The sequence below is a fragment of the Vibrio sp. YYF0003 genome, assembly GCF_036350715.1.
In the GTDB taxonomy this organism is placed as follows: domain Bacteria; phylum Pseudomonadota; class Gammaproteobacteria; order Enterobacterales; family Vibrionaceae; genus Vibrio; species Vibrio natriegens.
On record NZ_JAZDWA010000005.1, the window covers coordinates 45,181 to 69,552 of the forward strand.

Consider the following 24,372-nt stretch of genomic DNA (forward strand, 5'->3'; position numbering starts at 1 on the left):
ATGTTTTTATGTACAATGTTGCCATCATTACACCATAAGGTATTTCCTTTGTCACAATTGCCGATTGAAGCCGTGATGCCTCAGTTACTTGCCGCGGTCAAAAACCAACATCAGGTCATCCTAAAAGCTGCGCCAGGTGCAGGTAAGTCGACTTACTTTCCTCTCCAACTAATTAAGCACAAATTGGTGACTGGCAAAATTATTATGCTGGAACCAAGACGACTGGCAGCCCGCAATATTGCTCGCTATTTGTCTGAACAATTAGGAGAGCAAGTGGGGCAAACCGTCGGGTATCGTGTTCGCGGTGAGACAAAGGTAAGCGCTGCAACGCAATTGGAGATCGTGACGGAAGGGATCATGACGCGCATGATCCAAAATGACCCTGAACTGGATGGTGTCGATCTACTGATTTTTGATGAATTTCATGAGCGTAGTATTCATGCGGATACGGCGTTGGCATTCAGTTTAGAAGTTCAGGAAGCGCTACGCGATGATCTTAAGCTGGTGGTGATGTCGGCAACGCTCGATCAAGATGCTTTGCAAGTGTTGCTACCCGAAGCGAGTTTCATTGAATCAGAAGGGCGTAGTTTTGATGTTGAAACGCGCTACGCACCACTCGCCGTTAATGATCATCTTCCCGTTGTTATGGCCAAAACGATTGAGAGTCTGATGAATAAAGAGTCAGGCTCTTTACTGGCTTTTCTACCCGGCGTTGCTGCAATAAAACAGGTTGAAGAACGTTTATCGCATTTGCCAACGGAAGTCGAAGTGTGCCCACTATACGGCCAGCTTAGCTTTGCTGAGCAGCAAAAAGCGATCTCTCCGGCGGTAAAGGGGAAACGTAAAGTCGTACTGGCAACGAACATCGCGGAAACCTCCCTGACAATTGAAGGTATTCGCCTTGTTGTGGACTCTGGTTTAGAGCGTATCGCACGTTTTGATCTCAAGAATGGTCTCACCCGTCTGGAGCAGGTTCGTATTGCCCAGTCTTCGGCGATACAGAGGCTGGGGCGAGCTGGTCGAATTGAAGAGGGGATTTGTGTTCGCCTCTATTCTGAAAGTCAGTTCAAGCAGCAACCGACGGTACCGCAGCCTGAAATTCTGCATTCTGATCTGGCGAGTTTGGTTATGGAGCTGGCTTTCTGGGGCGCGAGTGATATTCAGGACCTAAAATGGCTTAATATCCCCTCTCAAGCCGCTTTGAGTCAGGCGAAGCAACTGCTAGTTTCACTTGGACTTTTAACTGAACAAGGTCAATTGACGGCGGATGGCAGACAGGCTCATGAGCTTGGTGTGGAACCTCGCGCGGCTGCAATGTTGATAAAATCTTCGCAGCACAGTGAGAAGATGTTAAATACTGCGCTTGCAGCGGTCGCCCTTATAGAAGAGCCAGAAAGAAACGTCACCAATATTGCCCATAGCTTGCATCGCTGGGTAACAGGAACACATCCGAAAAGGTCGTTGTTGCTTAAACGCGCGCAATCTTTGTCTCACAAGCTGGATGGTGCCTTTTCCGTTGCTGGTGTCGATGAGAGTTTGTTGCCGCTGGTATTGAGCCTGGCGTTTCCGGATCGCATTGCGCAGCAACGCAGTAATCAGTACGGTCGATTCACGCTCTCAAACGGTCACGGTGCGGAATGTCGCCCCGACGATACCTTAGGTGCCAGTGAATATTTAGTCGCGGTTGATCTTATGCGTTCACATTCCAATTCGAGTCAAATTCATTTGGCGTGTAAATTAGACGTCAACTTACTGCAAACAACGTTTAAGTCGCTATTTTCCTCTGAAGAACTGGTGGATTGGGACGAAAAAAGAGGGCGTTTAATCGCGCAGCGGCAGCAAAAACTCGGTCAGTTGGTGATAGAAAGCGAGTCGTTGCCAAGCCCGGGCAAAGAAAAAATGACACAAGCTTTACTCACTTATGTCCGCCGTCAGGGATTGAGCAGTCTAAACTGGACACCGGCATCGGAAAGCTTGCTTGAGCGTATTCGCTGCGCAATAGACTGGCTTCCAGAGCAACCTTGGCCAAGTTTTGATAACGAGAGTTTGCTTGAATCACTGGAAGAGTGGCTAGAGCCGTACATGGCGTCCGTAGCGTCAGTAAAAGATCTGAATAAGGTTAATTTGACGGAAGCTTTGAATGCGCGTTTAGGCTGGCCCTTAAATCAGAGTATCGATGAGTGGCTACCTGAGCACTATCAGCTACCGACAGGTACAAAGAAATGCATTCGATATCAATACGGTCATGAGCCCGTGTTATCAGTCAGAATGCAGGAAGTATTTGGCGAAAGCACATCGCCAACCGTTGCTTTAGGGCGTAAACCTTTGGTGCTGGAGTTACTTTCTCCCGCGCAGCGTCCATTGCAAGTGACCACGGACCTCGCTGCGTTCTGGAAAGGCAGTTATAAAGACGTACAGAAAGAGATGAAAGGGCGCTACCCAAAACACGTTTGGCCAGATGATCCTGCCAGCCATGTAGCGACAACGAAAACAAAAAGACAATTGAATAATGACTGACACTAAAAAGCCAAGCACAAAAAAAGCGCCTGCGAAGAAAAAAACAGCAGCGAAAAGTACGGCAACACGTAACAAACGTAGCCCGGGTAAAAAGCCGGACAATGGCAAACGTTCGTGGTTGAAAACGTTGTGGTCGTTTGGCTGGAAAGCGGGTGTTGCGCTGGCTGCGGTATTGTTGTTCGTCGGAATCTATTTAGATAGCGTGGTCAAAGAGCGCTTTGATGGTCAGCTATTTGAACTGCCAACCGTTGTTTACGCGCGTATTCTGAATTTGAGCCCGGGTGAGAATATCACCATCAAAGAGCTGCGTAATGAATTGGATGTACTCAAGTATCGAAAGGTGAGCACGCCTCGTTATCCGGGAGAGTACTCTTCATCTTCTACCCGCATTGAATTAATTCGTCGTCCATTTGAGTTCGCTGATGGCCCGGAGCCAGATCGTCACGTGATGCTGCATTTCTCTGACGGTGGTTTACAGCGCATTCAGTCTTTGGAATCCAAAGGGGATCTTGGCTATCTGCGTCTTGAACCTAAAATGCTGGGTATGTTGGAGAAAGATCAGGACGAGCAAAGACTGTTTTTACGTCGAGACCAGTTCCCTGAAATTTTGGTTGATGCGCTACTGGCTACTGAAGACCGAAACTTTTATCAACATGACGGTGTTTCTCCGCTGGCCATCGGGCGAGCGCTGGTTGCGAATATAAAGGCAGGCCGTACGGTTCAGGGTGGTAGTACACTGACTCAGCAGTTGGCGAAAAACTTATTTCTTACCCGCGACAAGACATTGTGGCGTAAGCTACGTGAAGCCTACATCGCGTTGATTCTGGATTACCGCTACAGCAAAGATCGTATTCTGGAAGCGTACTTAAACGAAGTGTATTTAGGGCAAAGTGGCGGTGAAGCGATCCATGGCTTTGGCTTAGCTTCGCGTTACTACTTTGGCCAGCCGATCAGTGAGCTACGTGTTGATCAACTTGCCATGTTAGTCGGTATGGTCAAAGGGCCGTCTTATTACAACCCTATTCGCTATCCAGAGCGAACCAAAGATCGCCGTGACCTGGTATTGCGTCTGTTGATGCAACAAAATCTACTGACGGCACAAGAGTATGATCAGGCAGCCAGTCGTCCGCTTGATACGCAAAGCAATCCTCGAATTGCCAGCCGTCAGCCTGCTTACTTCCAGCAATTGAACATCGAGCTGAAAGAAAAAGTCGGCGAACGTTTTAAGGCGGAAACGGGGTTAAGAGTCTTCACCTCTCTCGATCCGGTATCGCAAAGCAAAATGGAAAAAGCCATCGCGAAAAAGATCCCAGAGTTGGCGAAGCGCGGCGGTAAAGATCTCGAAGCTGCAGCGGTGGCAGTTGACCGCCACAGTGGTGAAATCCGCGCGATGGTTGGTGGGAAGAGAGCGGGTTATGATGGATTTAACCGAGCGCTGAATGCGAGCCGTCCTATTGGTTCTTTGGTGAAGCCTGCGATTTACCTGACTGCACTGGAGCAACCGGAAAAATACAATTTGGGAACAACGCTGCATGACACGCCACTAAGTCTCAAAGGCAGTGAAGGCACGGTTTGGACACCGCGTAACTATGATCGTAAATATCGTGGCGATGTGCCACTGTACCTTGCGTTAGCGAAGTCGCTTAATGTACCAACAGTGCGTTTGGGTATGGAGCTAGGTATTCCTGAAGTGACGAATACGTTAGAGCGCTTAGGCGTAAGCAAAAATGAAATCCGCCCAGTGCCTTCTATGTTCCTTGGCGCGTTTTCATTGACGCCGCTTGAGGTGGCTCAGATGTACCAGACTCTGACAAACTCTGGCAAACGAGCAAGGTTAACAGCACTTCGCTCAGTCATTGATATGGAAGGAAATGTTCTGTACCAATCACTTCCTCGCTCGTCTCGTGAGGTTGATGAACAGGCGGCCTGGCTCACCACTTACGCGATGAAACAAGGCGTTGCTCAGGGAACAGGGCGCTATTTGCAGAATCAATTTTCTTGGGCTGCATTGGCTGGTAAAACAGGTACTAGTAATGATACCCGCGACAGTTGGTTTGTGGGCGTGGACGGTCGAGAAGTTACCACTATCTGGCTGGGACGTGATGATAACAAACCAACTAATCTAACCGGCGCAAGTGGTGCTTTACGTGTGTATGCCGAATATTTGTCTCAGCGTATTCCTGAACGTTTAGCATTACCTTGGCCACGAGAAGTGACAACACTGGGCTTCAAACAAACAGCCGAAGGCGGGTTGGAAATGAACTGTCGTAGTGAATATAAACTGCCGGTTTGGGATAAAACAGGTCAGGTAAAGCAGCAGTGTGAGAAAAAATCCAACTGGATTAATGATTTATTTAATTGGTAGTGTCGCTAAACTGCAAGTGGAAACTTGTTTCACTGGTCAATTCTTAGTACATATTAGTGCGTATAATCTGGGAGCTTTGGCTGACCAATGCAGTCATGCGCTCCCTGTGACCAGAGATTCTATAAAGGAAAAATGAATGTTCAAAAAGTTGTCATGTAGCCCGTTAACTCGCCATTTCGCGCTTTGGGTAAGCTTCTTTTTGATCGCTGCGCCTTCGGTTGGCCGGGCTCAGGAAGAGACTTCCGCATCGCGCCCTAAAATCGCAGTGGTTCTCGCTGGTGGTGGTGCAAAAGGTGCCGCCCATATAGGCGTGTTGAAAGCAATGGAAGAGATGCACATTCCGGTCGATATCATAACCGGAACGAGCATGGGCGCGTACGTTGGTGGCTTGTATGCCACTGGTATGAGCGCCGATGAGATTGAGAGCTTTATTTACACCGTGGATTGGAACGGCGGTTATCGAGACCGTGTAGACCGAAGCCAGCGCCGAGTTCGCGATAAAGAGTACGAAGACCGTTATCAGATTTACACCGACCTTGGCCTGAGATTGACTGAGGTTAGGGCGCCAACAGGTGTTGTGCTAGGGCAAAACATGCTGCGCATTCTGCGTGAAAGCACGGGTAATTTGGGGCGTTTTGATTCCTTTGATGAACTCGCCATTCCGTATCGCTCTGTCGCAACGGACATCTTAGAGCTTGAAGAAGTCGTCATTGGTAATGGCTACTTGGTGGATGCGATGATGGCGAGTATGTCTGTGCCAGGTGCGCTCCCGCCTTATCAGTTAAATGGTCACATGCTGGTCGATGGCGGCGTAGTAAATAACATGCCGGTTGATGTGGCTCGTGCAATGGGCGCGGACGTTGTTATCGCCGTAGATATCAGCACCGATTACAAAACCAAAGAAGACTTTACCGGGCTGTTTACCGTGGCCGACCAACTTTCCAACTATCTTGTGCGTCGCAGTACTCAAGAGCAAGTCGAAGCACTCCAAGAGCAAGACATTTACATTCGTCCGAATGTTGGTCAAATGGAAACCGTTGAGTTCGATAAAATGCCTTCGGCGTTTCAGTCGGGGTATGAAATCACTAAGACGTTGGCACCGAAATTAGAAGGCTTGAGTCTATCCAGTGCGGATTATCAACGTTACATCGACCATAAACAAGAAGCGCGGAAAACCTTAGTCCATGGTGATGAACGTGTGGTTGATGAGGTCGTGATCATCAATAACACGCACTACAGCGATGTGCTGCTGACCAACCGTCTGCATTTGGAGACAGGGCGAAAAATCCCTACGCAAGAAATAGAAAAAGCGGTTGAAAACCTATACGCGCTTGATCGCTTTGAGCTGATTACTTATCAGTTTGAGGAAGAAGAAGGCGTCACACAACTGGTGTTTAACGTTAACGAAAAATCGTGGGGCCCTAATTACCTCAACTTTCGATTTTTCCTCGAAGATGATTTTGATACTGACAGCCAGTATGGCATCGGCTTATCAACCAATTTCACCAACCTAAATTCTCATGGTGCAGAGCTGGCATTTAATGTCGAAATGGGGACGGATAAGCTGATTGAGGCTGAACTGTACTCGCCAGTCATGTCCAGCCAGCAGCTTTTCGTATCCGGAAGACTCACCTACAGCAATGAAAGCCGAAACTTGCCGCTGAGTGACTTCCAAAACCCGGACATTGGCGCAGTGGACGACTTCCTGCCTGTGTCGTACAGCGATTTTACATCAGAGCTTTCTATTGGTCTTCAACCTACGTTATGGCAAGAGTTACGATTGGGCGCACGATACTCAACCGGCAGTATTGAACTTTCCACTTTAGCATCGGCAGGTAATCTGGATTTTGACCGACTTGGCGCATTTGCAAGTTATCGTTTAGACACGCTCGATGACTTCGCTTTTCCTACTCGTGGCCTGTTGGTTGACTTGGAGTATTTCGTCTCTCATGACAAAAGTCCGGAAGGTGATAACTTCTTGGAATCCGAGTCTTCGGTTGAAGATACGGTGTATGAAATTTCCGCCAGATTTAAAGGTGCAGTGAGTCATCAGCGTCATACTTTAGTCGGACATGCTGAATACAGCTTTGTTGAGAGCAAAAACTCCACCATCCCACTCGATCCGCGAGAGTTAGGGGGCTTTTTAAACCTTTCGGGCATTCCGAGAAATAGCCTGATTGGGCAGGACTTGTTCTTTAGCAGTCTGGTCTACCGCTATAAATGGTTCGATAATGACTTCGGATTGTTCGAAGCACCGGTATACATAGGCGCGTCATTGGAACATGGTGGAGTATGGTCTGACAACGATCTCCATTTAGATGAAGCACCGCTGTATAATGCGGGCTCAGTATTCTTTGGCGTCGATTCCCCAATCGGGCCTATAATGTTGGCTTACGGTCGTACAGAGCAGAACTTGGAGGCAGTGTATTTGATCGTAGGAACCTCGTTTAATTAATCGGGACAAGAAGGCATAACCTAAGCATATTTGTTCAAAATTAGCAGAACTTTAGTCGTAAGTTGCTATGTTGGTCAAAATGATGAGATTTTAATTGAAGGTTAAATTTGCTATTCTTTGGCCCACAGTTTGGCCTCTACGGCGCTGTTTCTCAATCATAATTGAATGAAAACAAGGGCAATGGAGAGCCAAGTTTCCAAGGATGTTCACTCCTTTACTTTAAAAATAGTAATAATAAAGGAGGAACCGCAATGAGAGGAAAAAGTCGTGCTTGAAGCCTACCGTAAACACGTCGAAGAGCGTGCTGCCGAAGGAGTTGTACCTAAACCACTAGACGCTGAGCAAGTAGCTGGCCTTGTGGAACTTCTGAAAAATCCCCCTCAAGGTGAAGAAGAAGTCCTTCTTGACCTACTAGAGAACCGTATCCCACCAGGTGTTGATGAAGCCGCTTATGTTAAAGCTGGTTTTCTGACCGCAGTAGCAAAAGGTGAGGTATCTTCTCCGCTAGTAAGCCGTGAAAAAGCGGCACAGTTGCTAGGTACTATGCAAGGTGGTTACAACATCGAGCCTCTAGTAGACCTACTAGAAGACGATGCTCTAGCACCAATCGCTGCAAAAGCGCTATCTCACACTCTGCTTATGTTCGATGCTTTCTACGATGTAGAAGAGAAAGCGAAAGCAGGCAACGCGCATGCACAGCAAGTTCTACAATCTTGGGCTGACGCGGAATGGTTCCAGTCTAAGCCTGCGCTACAAGAAAAAATCACTCTTACTGTATTCAAGGTTACTGGTGAAACAAACACCGATGACCTGTCTCCAGCACCAGATGCTTGGTCTCGCCCAGATATCCCAGTTCACGCGTTAGCAATGCTGAAAAACGAGCGTGAAGGCATCAACCCTGACCAACCTGGTAGTATCGGTCCGATCAAACAGATCGAAGAACTGCAAGAAAAAGGTCATCAACTGGTTTACGTTGGTGACGTAGTAGGTACGGGTTCTTCTCGTAAATCTGCAACTAACTCAGTGCTTTGGTTCATGGGTGATGATATCCCTAACGTTCCAAACAAACGTGCTGGTGGTTACGTGCTAGGTGGTAAGATTGCACCAATCTTCTTCAACACAATGGAAGACGCGGGCGCACTACCAATCGAAGTTGACGTATCGAAACTGAACATGGGCGACGTTATCGACGTTTATCCATTCGAAGGTAAAGTTTGTAACCACGAAACTGGCGAAACACTGGCTGAATTTAAGCTAAAAACAGACGTGCTTATCGACGAAGTACGTGCTGGCGGTCGTATTCCACTGATCATCGGTCGTGGTCTGACTGACAAAGCTCGCCAATCTCTAGGTCTAGCGCCTGCAGATTTCTTCCGCAAACCAGGTGACGTTGCTGATACAGGCAAAGGTTACTCGCTTGCACAGAAGATGGTTGGTAAAGCATGTGGCGTAGAAGGTGTTCGTCCGGGCACTTACTGTGAGCCTAAGATGACTACGGTTGGTTCTCAGGATACAACGGGTCCTATGACTCGTGATGAGCTTAAAGACCTTGCGTGTCTTGGCTTCTCTGCTGACTTAGTAATGCAGTCTTTCTGTCACACCTCTGCGTACCCTAAACCAGTTGACGTAAACACGCACCACACACTTCCTGATTTCATCATGAACCGTGGCGGTGTATCTCTACGTCCGGGTGATGGTGTTATCCACTCGTGGCTAAACCGTATGCTTCTGCCTGATACAGTAGGTACAGGTGGTGACTCGCATACTCGTTTCCCACTAGGTATCTCTTTCCCAGCAGGTTCTGGTCTGGTTGCATTCGCAGCGGCAACAGGTGTTATGCCACTGGATATGCCAGAGTCAATCCTGGTTCGCTTCAAAGGTGAAATGCAGCCTGGTATCACGCTACGTGATCTAGTACATGCAATCCCTTACTACGGCATCAAGCAAGGTCTGTTGACGGTAGAGAAAGCAGGTAAGATCAACGAATTCTCTGGCCGCGTTCTAGAAATCGAGGGTGTTGAGCACCTAACGGTTGAGCAAGCGTTTGAACTTTCAGATGCGTCTGCAGAGCGTTCAGCAGCAGGTTGTACCGTTAAGCTATCTCAAGAGTCTATCGAAGAGTACCTAAACTCGAACATCACTATGCTTAAGTGGATGATCTCTGAAGGTTACGGCGACCGTCGTACTATCGAGCGTCGTATCACTGCAATGCAAGAGTGGTTGGATAATCCAGAGCTAATGGAAGCGGATGCGGATGCGGAATACGCGCACGTAATCGAAATCGACCTGGCAGAAATCAACGAGCCAATCCTATGTGCTCCTAACGATCCAGATGATGCTCGTCTACTTTCTGAAGTTCAAGGTACACAAATCGACGAAGTCTTCATCGGTTCATGTATGACTAACATCGGTCACTTCCGCGCTGCAGGTAAACTGCTTGAGCAATGGGGTGGTCAGCTAGATACGCGTCTATGGGTGGCTCCGCCAACTAAGATGGACCGCGATCAGCTAACAGAAGAAGGTTACTACGGTATCTACGGCCGTGCTGGTGTTCGTATCGAAACTCCGGGATGTTCACTATGTATGGGTAACCAGGCTCGCGTAGCAGACAAAGCAACAGTAATGTCTACTTCAACGCGTAACTTCCCGAACCGTCTGGGTACTGGTGCGAATGTTTACTTGTCTTCAGCTGAACTAGCAGCAGTTGGCGCAATTCTAGGTAGAATTCCAACTAAGGAAGAGTACCTGGAGTACGCAGCGAAGATCAACGCAACAGCAGCGGATACTTACCGCTACCTGAACTTCCATAAGATGGATCAGTACACTAAGAAAGCAGATACGGTTATCTTCCAAGAGCCAGCATAAGCTTTATAGGTGAAATACAAAAACCGCAGACAGTGTCTGCGGTTTTTTTGTTTAGCGACTTAGGGAAATCTATCTTTTAAAGCTTTAACTGCAACATCGCTGCGACATTGCGTGCGGTTAGTTCAATGTTCTGTGCTGCTTCAGCGAATGCTGTTGGCAGGTCTACCGAGCGGTTTACAATCGAAAAAACTGCATCAATACCATGCTCATGAACGACGCCACAATCGTGAGACAAACTGCCCGCGATACCGATCACTGGCACAAAATGTTTATTGGCCACACGAGCAACACCAATAGGCGTTTTGCCATGAATGGTTTGACTGTCAATACGACCTTCACCCGTGATGACAAGATCTGCACCTTCGACGATTTCGTCCAGATTAACCGCATCCATTACGATCTCAATTCCAGGGCGCAGTTCCGCATTAAGCAGGCCCATTAGTGCCGCGCCTAAACCTCCCGCAGCGCCAGCGCCTGGACGTGTTAGAACATCTTGGCCGAGTTGCGCTTTGATTACGCTTGCGTAGTGTGCCAGGTTTCGATCGAGCTGCTCAACCATGTCAGGCGTCGCGCCTTTTTGCGGACCAAACACTTGTGATGCACCTTGAGGCCCGCACAGAGGATTGTCTACATCACACGCTACCTCCAGGCGCACTTGTGCAAGTCGGAGATCGAGACCTCGCATATTGATACGGTGAAGTTTGGAAAGCTCGCCACCACCAAAGCCAAGTGGTTCATGATTCTCGTCCAGAAGGCGAATACCTAGTGCTTGCGCCATGCCTAACCCCCCATCATTAGTCGCGCTGCCGCCAATACCGACGATGATGTGCTCGACACCTTTATCTAGCACCGCTTTGATCAGCTCACCAGTACCAAACGTTGTGGTAATCATTGGGTTACGTTTATCTGGATCGACCAAGTGCAAACCAGATGCGGCCGCCATTTCGATGATCGCTGTTTTGCCATCTCCCAGTAGTCCATAGAAGCCAGAAACAGGTTCGCCAAGTGGGCCTGTTACTGAGTGCTCAACTATTTCGCCACCAGTGGCATCAACAAGAGATTGAACGGTGCCTTCACCGCCATCAGCCATTGGCAGTTTGATGTACTCTGCATTTGGCAGGACGTGTTTAAACCCTTGCTCGATAGAGATTGCAACTTCCATCGCGCTTAGACTTTCTTTATAAGAATCCGGAGCAATAACAATTTTCATAGTGATACCTAAACGCCTTAAACAAATAAACCAAACACACCAAACATCATGGTAGAGACAAACGCGATCATCAGACCAACCGCTGACTCATAAGGGATGAGCTTAAGACGCTCGCGGATATCCATGTTGAGTGCACCACCTGTTGCGTGGAAGAAGCTACCATGAGGCATGTGATCAAGGACGGTTGCACCAGAGTGAATCATTGCTGCGCCTGCCAGTGCAGGAACACCAAGCTCAAGAATCGTGTGGCTAAATACGCTCGCTGCTACTGCTGTACCAGCGGTTGTCGAAGCGGTAGCCAATGACATCATGGCACCAGAAATTGGCGCAAGTAAGTATGATGGCAAACCTGAAGCAGTGAGGACTTCAATCAGGCCTCCTTTAAGACCTGAGTTAGCGATGATGCCTGCGAGTGTGCCAGTACCTAATAGCATGACAGCGACAGGAGCCATACGGGTTAGACCTGATACGGCAAAGTGGTTCGTGTCGTTAAAACGGCCCATGACAACCGTGCCGATCAGGCCACCAAGAGGCAAAGCGATAAGAGGGTCAACGTTAATACCAGCGATTGGGCGCAGTGCCAGTAGCGCGATAGCCACAAGTGGAGCGACGATAGCAGCACCAAAGGTTGGTAATTTTTTGCGGTCAACAGAAACCACTTCGCTTGCTTGTACCATGCTTCCTTTATTGCTTAGACGCTTAGCTAAAAAGTAAGCGAGCGCAAGACCAAACAGGCCAGGGACAACGCCAGCAAGCATTACGGAAGTCAGTGGTACGTCAAAGGCATCAGCGGCTGCGATGGCATTTGGATTTGGTGACATTACGTTACCGGCTTTACCACCGCCAACCATCGCCAACAGTATCGCAGTTTTAGAAATGCAAGCACGCTGGGCAATAGCTAAAGCAATGGGAGAAACCGTAATAACGGCAACATCAACGAATACACCAACGGAGGTTAAAATGAGAGTCGCTAGCGCCAGCGCTAGTAGTGCACGAGTTTCGCCTACTTTTTTGACAATCGTTTCTGCGATAGAAGTTGCCGCGCCAGATTCTATAAGCACACCAGCTAATACGCCGGCAGCCAGAATACGAAGTACCGCTGTCACGATACCTTGAGCCCCACCAATCATCAGAGAAACGGTGTCCGTCAGTGAGACACCACCAACAACGCCACCAATTAAGGCACCGATGATCATGCCGTACGCTGGTGGGACTTTCTTTAGAATTAGAGATATCGCCACAATTAATGCGGCAAAGGCTCCAAGAGTAGAGACTTCAATCATTTTATATTACCCAAGCTAGTGATTTAGTCTGGCCAATATAAAAGGCACGATTCAGTCAGTCTTTGGACGATGAAACAATCTTTCTTTTAAAAAACAACTCAATTACTGTGCGTCTGCATATTTTTCGTTTTTCAAGTGGCTAAACGAAGACCCAAGATATAGTTGAATTATCGAATCTAAACTTTTGATATCTAAAGATGTTATTTGGGAGATCTTATCAAGGCGATAGCGCAGAGTATTACGGTGAATATGAAGAGTGCAACAGGTTTGATGTGCATCGCAATTTTGTTCGAAATACACCTTGAGCGTCTTTATGAGAGTGCCTTTGGAATCACTCAGTTGCAGCAATTGATAAGGCTGACATAATTGCTGTAGTTGCCAGGGTTCATTTTTTACCGAGCTGAGTAGTACCGGAATGCGATAGTCCTGACAGAAGAAAACTTGCCCAGGCTGGTTTTGCGTCAACTCCATGGTGCGTTTGGCCGTTTGATAAGACTGGGCTAAACCTTGCAGAGAAGGGAAGTAATCGCCCAGCGTAATCCGGATTTTAAACTTACCTTGCGTTTTTACCCGGCGTAACAATTGGTTTGCGCTCTTGATTTCGTTCTCTTTCGACCAACCGTTTACCGTTAACGTGATAGGTTTGAGCACGACGACTTCAAGCTCTGATACGGAAATGATTCCGACTAAGTTATCGCGCTCTGGGTACTCGAGCAGGTGTACCAGCTGCTGCAAGTGCTCCAGCAGCATTGGCTTATTATTACTCGGTATGACTTTGACTACCGCAGCAATTCTTGGTTGAGACAGATCGAGATCAAGACGCTCTGCGATCGAGGTCAGTTGATTATCATTTAAAGTTGAACCTTGTATGAGCTGAAGAACAAGTTCTTCCCGGTGACGTTTGTTCCATTCAATTTGTGACATGAGAGCGGCTTGTTCGATGATCAACTCTGCGGTCATTTTCACCAGCTCACCATAATGGTGAACCTCCTCTGGTGCACCGGATATACCAATAGCGCCGATTACCTGATTACGATAGATAATTGGCAGATTAATTCCGGGTTTGACGCCTTTGAGGTTATTAACCGCGGCCTGATTGATCTCGACAATACGTCGCTCATTGATTGCGAGAACAGCGCCTTCATGTTTTTGTTGTAAGCGAGTACTGTCACCTGAGCCAATAATACGCCCCTTTTCATCCATGACGTTGACCGAATGAGAGATGATTGTCATTGTTCGCTCAACGATTTGTCGGGCAATGTTTTCGTTTAACTGCATACTCGTTTTATAAACCCAGCTCTAGTGGTGGTTTAGCGAGGCATATTAACTGATAATAAAGAGTATAAGTATTGATTTGACTTATATTATTGTCAGTTAAGATAAATGAAGGAAATAGGATGGACTACGAATTTAAGAAAAACACCTTAGATGGTAGTTACTATTGTCACTGCTCAATGGAGCACGAAATTATCGGGCGTTGGTTACAAGAAGAAATTGGTAAGGAACGCCATCATATCGCAGAAGTAGATGCGCTTATTTCTTCGGCTATCAGTAAACCAACTCAAGAGTATTCGCTTTTGGGAAGAGAAATCAGTTTGATGATTTGTGGTGATGAAGTAACGGTACAAGATAATGCATTGCTGCATCATTATGAACAAGACAAAGACAGCGAGTTCGAATTGTACGACTGTGAAAGCACCGCTAGCTGTGGTCTCGAAGACTTTATGACTCTTATAGAGCAATGGAAAGAGTTTTTGAACATTTAATGCACAATTTTGGGTAATCAATTGTAGCTTGCTTTATATTTGGGAAAGAGGTGCACTGTTATGGTGCGCCTTTTTTTGTTTGTATTGTAACCAATAGCCTTTAATTCCTTTAAATCAACAACTTAAAAACTTGGCACGTAGATTGGATTATTAGAAGTGTTTCAGGATGAATGCTTCGGAGAGAATTTAATGAAAATAATCAATGCCATTATAAAGCCATTTAAGTTAGACGATGTACGTGAAGCGTTGGCTGACGTAGGCATCGAAGGTATGACGGTATCAGAGGTTAAAGGTTTTGGTCGCCAAAAAGGTCACACAGAGTTGTACCGCGGCGCAGAGTACCAAGTGGACTTTCTACCAAAAGTAAAAATAGAAATCGCAACTCATGCAGATAATGTCGATCGTGTGGTAGAAGCCATCACAAAAGCGGCGCAAACAGGAAAAATTGGTGACGGTAAAATTTTTGTATACGACCTGAATCAAGCTGTTCGCATCCGTACCGGTGAAATGGACGCAGAAGCACTTTAAAAGTATTCAAGGGATTGGAGACACTATTATGGAATTAGCAACAACAGTAACAGAGTTACGTTACGCACTAGACACTTTTTTCTTCCTCATTTCCGGTGCATTGGTCATGTGGATGGCAGCGGGCTTTGCCATGCTTGAAGCAGGCCTCGTTCGCTCTAAAAACACAACAGAAATTTTGACTAAAAACTTTTGTCTGTACGCGATTGCTTGTACGACTTACTTAGTCGTTGGTTACAACATCATGTACGTTGATAACGGCGAAGGTGGTTGGTTACCATCACTAGGTGCCCTTATTGGTTCTCAAGGTGAAGGTGCAGACCATTCACTAGAATCAGACTTTTTCTTCCAGGTAGTATTTGTTGCGACAGCGATGTCTGTAGTTTCAGGTGCAGTTGCTGAGCGTATGAAGCTATGGTCATTCCTGATCTTCTCTGCAATCTTGACTGCATTCATCTACCCAATGGAAGGCTACTGGACTTGGGGCGGCGGTTTCCTATCAGAAGCCGGCTTTAGTGACTTTGCTGGCTCAGGTATTGTACACATGGCAGGTGCTTCTGCTGCACTAGCTGGTGTTCTGCTACTGGGTGCTCGTAAAGGTAAATACGGTAAAAATGGTGAAATCCACCCAATCCCAGGTTCAAATATGCCTCTAGCAACGCTAGGTACATTCATCCTATGGTTTGGCTGGTTTGGTTTTAACGGTGGTTCTCAGCTAATGGTCTCTGACTTCGAGAACGCAACAGCGGTTGGTCAAATTTTCCTAAATACGAACGCAGCAGCGGCAGCGGGTTCTATTGCAGCACTGTTTGTATGTAAGACAACTTGGGGCAAAGCTGACCTAACTATGATCCTTAACGGTGCATTGGCTGGTCTGGTTGCAATCACAGCGGATCCACTATCTCCATCACCACTTTACGCAGTTGCAATCGGCGCGGTAGCAGGTGCAATCGTAGTATTCAGCATCATTGGTCTTGATAAACTTAAAATTGATGATCCAGTTGGCGCGATTTCAGTACACGGTGTATGTGGTTTCTTCGGCCTAATGGTTGTTCCTCTAAGCAACGGTGACGCGACATTCGGTGCTCAGCTTCTAGGTGCAGCAGTTATCTTTGCTTGGGTATTCGGTGCAAGCCTGGTTGTTTGGGCAATCTTGAAAGCAACAGTAGGCATCCGTGTAAGCGAAGAAGAAGAGATGGAAGGCATGGACATGCACGACTGTGGTGTAGGTGCATATCCAGAGTTCGTCACAGCGAAATAAAAATTTACCATGTAGCATATTGTTACACTTCACATAATGAAAAACCTGCCACTATTGGCAGGTTTTTTTGTATCGATCATTGTTTTACTATTGAAGATAAATATAATAACGCAACTGATAAACGTTATCATTACGAATACTTAAAGGATTGATCCATGAAAAAAGTGCTAACTCTTTCTGCTTTAGCTTGTGCAACTCTTGCTCCAACAGCCATGGCTGCTGAAGAAGTAAACGTATACTCATACCGTCAGCCGTTCTTGGTTGAGCCTATGTTTAATGAATTCACAAAAGAGACAGGCATCAAAGTAAACGTTAAGTTTGCTAAGACAGGTATTGCAGAAAAGCTGGTTCAAGAAGGTGAATACAGCCCAGCTGACGTGCTTCTAACTGTTGATATCGCACGTCTAGCAGAGCTAACCCAGAAAGGTGTAGTTCAGCCGGTGGATAGTCCAGTTCTAGAGAAGAACATCCCAGCTCAATACCAAGATTCAGCAAACGAGTGGTTTGCTCTGACGACTCGTACTCGCAGCGTATACTCTTCTCGTGACCGTGTAGGTAAACTAGGTAAAGACTTCACTTACGCTGACCTGGCTAAGCCAGAATTTAAAGGCAAGATCTGTACTCGTAGCGGTAAGCACCCATACAACGTATCTCTCGTTTCTTCTATGATCGCTCACCAGGGTGAAGCGGCGACAAAAGAATGGCTAGAAGGCGTGAAAGCCAACCTTGCTCGTAAACCTCAAGGTAATGACCGTGGCCAAGTTAAAGCGATCAAAGAAGGTCTATGTGACGTTTCTCTGGGTAACAGCTACTACTTAGGCAAGATGGTTAACGACAAAGAGCAGAAAGCTTGGGCTGATTCTGTATACATCAACTTCCCTAACCAAGAAACGACTGGTACTCACGTAAATATCTCTGGTATGGCGATGGCTAAGTACGCGCCAAACAAAGAAAACGCACTTAAGCTTATGGAGTTCCTAGCGGGCGACAAAGCGCAAAGCATGTACGCAGAAGTGAACTTTGAATACCCAGTGAAAGCTGACGTTAAGCCTTCTGAGCTAGTAGCATCTTGGGGTGAATTTAAAGCAGATACTCTTTCTCTAGATGAGATTGCTGATCACCACGAAGCTGCGATCAAGCTACTAGACGAAGTTAAGTTCGATCTTTAATCGTTCGCTTGATATCAGTCGGTGAGAAGTTGAACCACCGATGATAAATTTACAGCCTCAAGTCGCTCTTTTATCAGGGCTACTTGAGGTTGTTTGTTTATAAGGGTATAACTAGCCCTAATTAATTAAAAGGATATGAGATGTATTTGCAGGTGCATTTATCTCTCACTCAGCCTGGCTTGTAATTAGGCAATGAAAGAAAAGAATTATATATGGAAAACCAGTAGCGGAGCGTTGGCTTTGCTACTGGTTTTACCGATCTTAGCGATCTTCTACACCGCCGTTGGTGATACGGATGAGCTGTTTGCGCACCTTATGGCGACAGTTATGCCTACCTATATCTATAACACTATTACGCTAACTATAGGTGTGATGGTGTTGTCTCTCGTCTTTGGCATTCCGTGTGCCTGGTTTATGGCGATGTGTAAGCTGCCTACCGAAAAATGGCTGCAGTGGGCTCTGGTTTTACCGTTAGCGATGCCGGGATACATCATCGGTTATATTTTTACCGATTGGTTCGATTTTGCCGGTCCGATACAAATCTTTTTACGCGATGTAACCGGATGGGGCCCCAAAGAGTACTGGTTCCCGGATATTCGTACTTTGTCCGGAGCAACGTTTGTGCTGGCCCTGGTTTTGTATCCATACATTTATCTGCTCTGTCGAGCTGCATTCATGGAACAAAACGTGTCACTGTTGCAAAGTGCGCGTCTTCTTAAATGCTCACCATGGGAAAGCTTCAGACGTATTTCTCTTCCTTTGGCTCGTCCTTCAATGGCTGTCGGCTTATCACTGGTTGCAATGGAGACCATCGGCGACTTCGGCACTGTCAGCTACTTTGCCGTTAATACGTTAACAACCGCGGTATACGATACTTGGCTTGGGTACTCTAATCTTAATGCTGCGGCCAAAATTTCCGCCATCATGCTGGTGATCGTCGTGCTGCTATTAAGTACAGAGCGTTACAGCCGAAGAAAGCAGAAACTATTCCAAAGCCAGTTTAACAGCCACGAAGATTTCCGTTATGAATTGACGGGCTGGAAAAAATGGGCAGCACTGATTTGGTGTTGGGGACTGGTTTTAATCGCATTTATCCTGCCGCTAATGCAGTTGGTTGATTACTCAATTACTTACTTTGCGCAAAGTTGGACGCCACAATTCCGTGAGTATGCCTGGAATAGTCTGGTTGTGTCGGTTATCGCGGCAATCATTGGTGTTGTTGTTGCTCTTGTGGTGAATTTTACTTACCGAGTCAATGGCAAGAGGACAACGCTTACCTTTATACGCTTATCTTCAATGGGTTATGCGGTGCCCGGTACGGTACTCGCGATTGGTGTGATGGTGGCCGTTTTATTTATGGATCACCGCATCAATGATGTTGCCAAAGCAATGGAGTGGGGCAGACCTGGGCTAATATTTTCAGGTTCAATGTTTGCCATTATTTTTGCCATGGTTGTGCGTTTCTCCGCCGTTGCCATTGGTAGTATCGAAAGTAACTTAAACAAAATCTCCCCGTCCTTGGACATGGCATCACGTACCATGGGTTGCACACCGAATTCCATGTTATGGCGTGTTCACTTTCCGCTGGTTAAGCGTGGCGCACTTATCGCTGCTCTGTTAGTTTTTATCGAGTCGATGAAAGAGCTCAATGCGGCTCTTCTTTTGCGCCCGTTCAACTTTGAAACACTGGCAACCTACGTTTATAACTTTGCTTCGGACGAGCACTTAGAGTTGGCAGCTTTACCGGCTGTGTTGTTGGTTTTTGTTGGGTTGATCCCACTTGTTGTCGTTAACCGTTCACTGGAGCAAAATCACTAATGAGCTGCGCATTATCAATTAAAAACCTGACCTGCCACTACGATGACCAAACGGTTTTAGAGTCATTATCTCTTGAGGTTGAGCAAGGCCAGATTGTGTGTCTGTTGGGTGCTAGTGGTTGTGGTAAAACGACATTACTAAAAGCAGTAGCGGGATTGCTGCCTTTGTCTTCTGGGCAAATGAGTCTCAACAGCTTGATTATTGATGATGGTGAGAATTGGCTACCGCCAGAACAGCGCAATATTGGTATGATCTTTCAAGACTACGCGTTATTTCCGCACCTTACTGTGGCTGAGAATATCGCTTTTGGTCTGAAGAATGAAACGGCCCAACAGAAGCTTTTGAAAGTGGAAGAGATGTTGGGGTTGGTTCACTTAAAAGGCTATGGGGATCGCTATCCTCATCAGCTGTCAGGTGGTCAGCAGCAACGTGTGGCTATTGCCCGTTCTTTAGCTTACAAACCTGATTTACTGTTATTGGATGAGCCGTTTTCCAACATTGATACTCAAGTGCGTCACGAGCTGATTCGCGAGATCCGTAAAATTTTTAAGCAGCAAGGTGTAACTGCGATTTTCGTGACTCACAGTCGAGAGGAGGCTTTTGCTTTTTCAGACAAGATGGCCGTGATGAACAATGGTATTATTGAGCAGTATGGAACAGCTTCAGAGTTGTACTACCAGCCTTCGAGCAAATTTGTCGCTGATTTCCTGGGCGGTGGTAGCTATCTGGCTGCAACCAGAGTGTCACAAGGCGAGTTTGAGACGCATCTGGGTGTGATAGAAGCAAGTGCTCAGCAGGACATTCAATTGCAGGAAGAATGTGCGTTACTACTTCGTCCTCAACATGTTCAGGTTCAGGCTGATGAAGAAAGCGCCGTGAAAGTGCTGGAGCAACACTTTATGGGCGATCACTGCCGCTATGTGATTGATGTGAACGGAGACAGATTATTGGCTACTTCGGTTCAAGCTTTGAATGTGGGCGACAGTGTTGCAGTAAAAATCGATACTCAGGGTGTATTGGCGTTCGCTTAACGTTTTTAGTCCAGAAATAAAAAGGCCCGGCGGTGATGCCGGGCAAGTGTTCCTCTACTTGCGACTTAAGTGACTGCCAGCAACTTGAAGCCAGACAAGTTCAGGTTAAAGAGACAAGAAGTCTTTAAACTGTTGAAGAACACGTTCCGCAGTATCTTTATCTTCCATCTCGGCAAATATACGCAATAGCGGCTCAGTACCAGAGAAGCGAGCAATAATCCATCCACCGTTCTTAAAGTAGACTTTTGCGCCGTCTTCGTAGCTGACTTTTTCGATTTCAAATTCAAACTCAGGTAACTGTTTATCAACATAAATCTTGTTGAATAACGCTTCTTTTTGCCCAGGTTTGAACTTGCAATCACCTTCAGCCATATAGGCATAGCCATACTTACTGTAGATTTCATCTAATAGCTCGGATAGCTTCTTACCGGTAACGGAAATCATTTCTACTAACAAGCTGGAAGCAAACACCCCATCTTTGCCTTTTATATGGCCACGAATGGTTAAACCACCTGAACTTTCCCCGCCGATCAACGAGTCATCTGCTTCCATTTGAGAGCTGATGTGCTTAAAGCCTACTGGTACCTCAAAGCACTTTTCACCGTGATCTTGTGCGATTTTATCGAGCAGGTGAGTGGTTGCGATGTTACGTACTACTGAGCCTTTCCAGCCTTTGTATTCCAGTAAGTAGTAATACAATAAGAGCAGCACTTCGTTGGGATGAATGAAATTTCCTTTTTCATCGATAATGCCCAAACGGTCAGCATCACCATCAGTGCCGATACCAATGTCGTAACCTTGTTCCTCGACTAAGTGCATCAAACGGTAAAGCGTAGCTGCACTTGGTGATGGCATTAAGCCACCAAAATCTGGGTTTTTACCATCGTTGATGACATCCACGTCACAACGACCATTGATCAACACGGTCTGTAGCGCATTCTTCGCCACACCAAACATAGGATCGACAAGCACACGGAGATTGGCTTTTTTGATCGCTTCTATATCGATAAAGTTGATGATTGAATCCACGAATTCGTTCATCGGGTTAATGACTTCAATTAAGTGATCATCGATAGCCTGTTCAAAGTCGACGCTTTTCACATCGCTTGCTGTGAGCGTGGAGATTTGATCTTCAATCTTCTGGGTGATGATTTCATCCGCGTCGCGACCGCCTTCGATAAATACTTTAATCCCGTTGTAGTCGGCGGGGTTATGCGAAGCCGTGATGCATGCTGAGTAAGCGCAGTTCATCTCCTTCGCTTTGAACATAACAATCGGCGTTGGGACAAACTTATCGATGAAGCTGACGACAATACCATTTGCCGCCAGTACCTCAGCAAACCAGCGGCCTGCTTTGTCAGAAAGAAAGCGGCGATCATAGCCAATCACAAAGCCGCGTTCCGCGACAGATTCTGCATTGGTGATGTTTGCGACTGCTTGAGCAACCAAGCGTACATTCTCTTTAGTGAATTCTTCACCAATGAATGCGCGCCAGCCACCTGTACCAAATTTGATCATGATTCGATCCTCAATAAGAACGGTAACGTGCCGTACCTTATTTATTTGCTAGCGAACCGGTGTACCCAGTAAGAGCCAAGTACACCGGAAAAATTAAAAGGGGAACGTTTCCCCAAAGCGAATTAACCTAAGGTAACGATCACTTCGTTTACTGAGCCTTCAGGTTGCACTGGTACTGATGTTCCATTCACAGCTTCACCGTTCAGAGTGATTGACTTCACGCCTTTGCTTACCGTGTCAGGGTTTACCACTTTAATGTTGTAAGTCGCTCCAAGCCATTGGCGCGTCACTTCAAAACCTGGCCAGTTGGTTGGAATACATGGGTCGATAGTTAATCCATCAAAACCAGTACGAACACCGAGAATGAAGTTTGTGACCGCAAAGTAGGCCCAGCCAGAGGTACCCGTTAGCCAAGGGTGGTTAGCACGACCGTGATCCTGATGATCGCGTCCCATGATGAACTGAACGTATGAGTAAGGTTCTGCAACACGTTTTTCGATGATGTCGTTTTGGTTGTATGGGTTGAGTGCATCGTAGAACTTCATTGCACGGTCACCGCGACCGAGTTTCGCTTCTGCTACCCACGCCCAAGGGTTTGGATGTGAGAAAATAGCGCCGTTTTCTTTCACGCCTTGGTATACGCGTGTCACGAATCCGATATCGTCGTTTGGTGTTGCGAATGATGGCGAGTTCAGGTGCAAGCCGTATTCAGAGAACAGGTTCTCATCTACCGCGTCCATTGCCTTTTCGCCACGTTCTTGAGATACCGCTCCAGACAGGACGGCTAGAGTGTTTGACTCAAGGTGTACACGGCCCTCTTTTTGTTGAGCAGTACCGATCTTGTCACCGTTTTTCGTTAGGCCACGGATGTACCAACCTCCTTCTTCGTCCCAAAGGTGGGTTTCACATGCTTCGCGAACGTTGGCCGCCATCTCTGTATATTTCTCAACGTCGGCGTCTTTGCCTAGGAATTTTGCCAGATCGATGAATTCCTGTAGTGCCCAGAAGTGTAGGAAAGACACCATTGATGATTCGCCACCACCTAGGTTGAGACAGTCGTTCCAGTCTGCGCGCAGACCTTTACAGATCCCTGTCTGGCCCACGTATTCAGCAGAGAAGTCTAACGCTGCTTTCATGTGCTCATAAACCGATGCATCGCCGCCATCTGCGTAAGGGATCACTTCATCAAAGAAGCTGTGCTCGCCTGTTTCCATCACATATTTACAGATGGTTGGAACTAACCATAGATGGTCATCAGAACAGGTGTCCTCAATGCCGTGAATCTTGTCTTCGTCAGACGGAGTCGGAACCACAGTTGGTGACTTAGATGGTTTCACATCCGCTTTCTCTGGATCGAACCAATCAGGATCAAACAGGTGTAGACCGTAACCTGCTTTAACTTGGCCACGCAGAAGATCAACAATGCGTTTGCGTGTCATTTGTGGGTTTGCATGAGGCACCGAAATCGCATCTTGTGCCGTATCACGGTAGCCAAGGCCCGTACGACCGCCAACTTCGATGAAAGAAGCAAAACGAGACCAAACCACACACGTCTCTGCTTGGTATAGCGTCCAAGCGTTGATCATGGTATCCAGACCTTCGTTTGGTGATTTTACTTGGAATTTGCCACAGCGCTCATCCCAGTGTGCTTTGATGCCAGCAAACGCGTTATCTACTTCTGCTAGGTATTGGTATTTAGTGCGCAGACGCTCACCATTGCCTTTACCGATACCTAGGATGTAAGCGAAGCGAACTTCTTCACCTGGTTGGATTGTAAATTGCTTATGCAGGGAACCACAGTGGTTGTAACAGGTTTGTGCGGTGTTAAAGCACTTGCCTTGTTCTACCGCAAGTGGGTTTGCTTCGTCACGGTATAGCCCCAGGAAGCTGTCACGCTGGCCGTCGTAAGAGTCAGGATCAAATGTAGAAGCTAAGTAGTAGAAGCCTTCAAAATCGTTCGTATTGTAGTACAGGTCGTATTCAATAACGCCTTGTTTGTATTCCGTTCCTGCAGAATACAAAGACATTTGATGGTTTTGGTTGTCTGACTGAATGTGACTGAAAGAGAACTCAACAAATGAGAAAGCACTGATGGTGCGTGGTTTGTCAGAGGTGTTCTTGATGACCACGTCCCAAATTTCGGCATCTTCACCTTTTGGTACGAATAGCGTTTTCGTTGCAGTAATGCCGCTGTATTCACACTTAAATTTAGAGTATGACAAACCGTGGCGAACTTCGTAGTTCGCTTCATCAAGGCTTTTTGCTACAGGTTGCCAAGAAATAGACCAGTAATCACCCGTTTCGTCATCTCTCAGGTAAACATAGTGTCCCGGGCGATCAAAGGTCGCATTGGGACGGAATTTGGTTACACGGTTGTATTCTGGTGAGTTGTAGAATGAGTAGCCACCTGCATTGTGTGAAATAACCGTACAGAACTTTTCAGTACCCAGATAGTTAGTCCAAGGAGCAGGTACATCTGGACGGGTAATGACATATTCACGATTTTCGTTATCGAAATAGCCGTATTTCATTTGTGTCGTTCCTTTTTACAAAGCTGCTTGAGCAGCCAAAAATTAAAATTCTTTAAAG

General features: G+C 46.7%; 15 protein-coding genes. 10 read left to right on the forward strand and 5 right to left on the reverse strand.

Annotated features, from left to right (window positions below; all coding sequences use genetic code 11):
• The first annotated feature begins 48 nt into the window (after window positions 1-48).
• The 4 genes from hrpB to acnB all read left to right on the forward strand — a co-directional run bounded on the left by hrpB (window position 49) and on the right by acnB (window position 10,202).
• The gene (gene hrpB, locus V1U08_RS15060) at window positions 49-2,517 is read left to right on the forward strand and encodes an ATP-dependent helicase HrpB (protein ID WP_330470928.1); all 2,469 of its coding nucleotides are present in this window, start codon (window positions 49-51) and stop codon (window positions 2,515-2,517) included.
• Window positions 2,510-4,882: a penicillin-binding protein 1B gene (mrcB, locus tag V1U08_RS15065; RefSeq protein WP_330470929.1), complete on the forward strand. Its 2,373-nt coding sequence runs from the start codon at window positions 2,510-2,512 to the stop codon at window positions 4,880-4,882. Before hrpB ends, mrcB begins: the two co-directional genes overlap by 8 nt.
• A gap of 136 nt (window positions 4,883-5,018) precedes the next feature.
• Window positions 5,019-7,337, forward strand: a complete 2,319-nt coding sequence (locus tag V1U08_RS15070; RefSeq protein ID WP_330470930.1) for a patatin-like phospholipase family protein — start codon at window positions 5,019-5,021, stop codon at window positions 7,335-7,337.
• A 267-nt stretch (window positions 7,338-7,604) separates the two neighbouring features.
• Window positions 7,605-10,202 (forward strand): bifunctional aconitate hydratase 2/2-methylisocitrate dehydratase, encoded by a 2,598-nt coding sequence (gene acnB, locus V1U08_RS15075; protein WP_065302855.1) that lies wholly within the window; start codon window positions 7,605-7,607, stop codon window positions 10,200-10,202.
• 76 nt (window positions 10,203-10,278) lie between these two features.
• Here the strand turns inward: acnB and V1U08_RS15080 are convergent, their stop codons facing one another.
• The 3 genes from V1U08_RS15080 to V1U08_RS15090 all read right to left on the reverse strand — a co-directional run bounded on the left by V1U08_RS15080 (window position 10,279) and on the right by V1U08_RS15090 (window position 13,973).
• The gene (locus tag V1U08_RS15080) at window positions 10,279-11,412 is read right to left on the reverse strand and encodes a glycerate kinase (protein WP_330470931.1); all 1,134 of its coding nucleotides are present in this window, start codon (window positions 11,410-11,412) and stop codon (window positions 10,279-10,281) included.
• A 17-nt stretch (window positions 11,413-11,429) separates the two neighbouring features.
• Window positions 11,430-12,695, reverse strand: coding sequence for a GntP family permease (locus tag V1U08_RS15085; protein WP_330470932.1), 1,266 nt, complete (start codon window positions 12,693-12,695; stop codon window positions 11,430-11,432).
• A 102-nt stretch (window positions 12,696-12,797) separates the two neighbouring features.
• On the reverse strand, window positions 12,798-13,973 hold the full coding sequence (locus V1U08_RS15090; RefSeq protein WP_330470933.1) for a sugar diacid recognition domain-containing protein: 1,176 nt from the start codon (window positions 13,971-13,973) through the stop codon (window positions 12,798-12,800).
• A 119-nt stretch (window positions 13,974-14,092) separates the two neighbouring features.
• Between V1U08_RS15090 and V1U08_RS15095 the strand changes: the two genes are divergently transcribed.
• The 6 genes from V1U08_RS15095 (at window position 14,093) to V1U08_RS15120 (ending at window position 20,265) form a co-directional block, all read left to right on the forward strand.
• Entirely contained in the window at window positions 14,093-14,461 is a 369-nt protein-coding gene (locus V1U08_RS15095) for a YacL family protein (RefSeq protein ID WP_014232923.1), read from the forward strand.
• A 189-nt stretch (window positions 14,462-14,650) separates the two neighbouring features.
• Entirely contained in the window at window positions 14,651-14,989 is a 339-nt protein-coding gene (locus V1U08_RS15100; protein ID WP_005386570.1) for a P-II family nitrogen regulator, read from the forward strand.
• 28 nt (window positions 14,990-15,017) lie between these two features.
• Entirely contained in the window at window positions 15,018-16,247 is a 1,230-nt protein-coding gene (locus V1U08_RS15105; protein WP_014232922.1) for an ammonium transporter, read from the forward strand.
• A 155-nt stretch (window positions 16,248-16,402) separates the two neighbouring features.
• Window positions 16,403-17,416 (forward strand): Fe(3+) ABC transporter substrate-binding protein, encoded by a 1,014-nt coding sequence (locus V1U08_RS15110; RefSeq protein ID WP_014232921.1) that lies wholly within the window; start codon window positions 16,403-16,405, stop codon window positions 17,414-17,416.
• A 192-nt stretch (window positions 17,417-17,608) separates the two neighbouring features.
• A complete protein-coding gene (locus V1U08_RS15115) occupies window positions 17,609-19,234 on the forward strand; it encodes an ABC transporter permease (protein WP_330470937.1) in 1,626 nt (541 codons plus the stop codon).
• Entirely contained in the window at window positions 19,234-20,265 is a 1,032-nt protein-coding gene (locus tag V1U08_RS15120; RefSeq protein WP_020333924.1) for an ABC transporter ATP-binding protein, read from the forward strand. The genes V1U08_RS15115 and V1U08_RS15120 overlap by 1 nt, the downstream gene beginning before the upstream one ends.
• Before the next feature lie 105 nt (window positions 20,266-20,370).
• Here the strand turns inward: V1U08_RS15120 and V1U08_RS15125 are convergent, their stop codons facing one another.
• On the reverse strand, window positions 20,371-21,783 hold the full coding sequence (locus V1U08_RS15125) for a phosphoglucomutase/phosphomannomutase family protein (RefSeq protein ID WP_330470938.1): 1,413 nt from the start codon (window positions 21,781-21,783) through the stop codon (window positions 20,371-20,373).
• Between the two features lie 122 nt (window positions 21,784-21,905).
• Window positions 21,906-24,314 carry a GH36-type glycosyl hydrolase domain-containing protein gene (locus V1U08_RS15130; protein WP_330470939.1) on the reverse strand — a complete coding sequence of 803 codons (2,409 nt, stop codon included), beginning with the start codon at window positions 24,312-24,314 and terminating at the stop codon, window positions 21,906-21,908.
• Window positions 24,315-24,372: the final 58 nt, after the last annotated feature.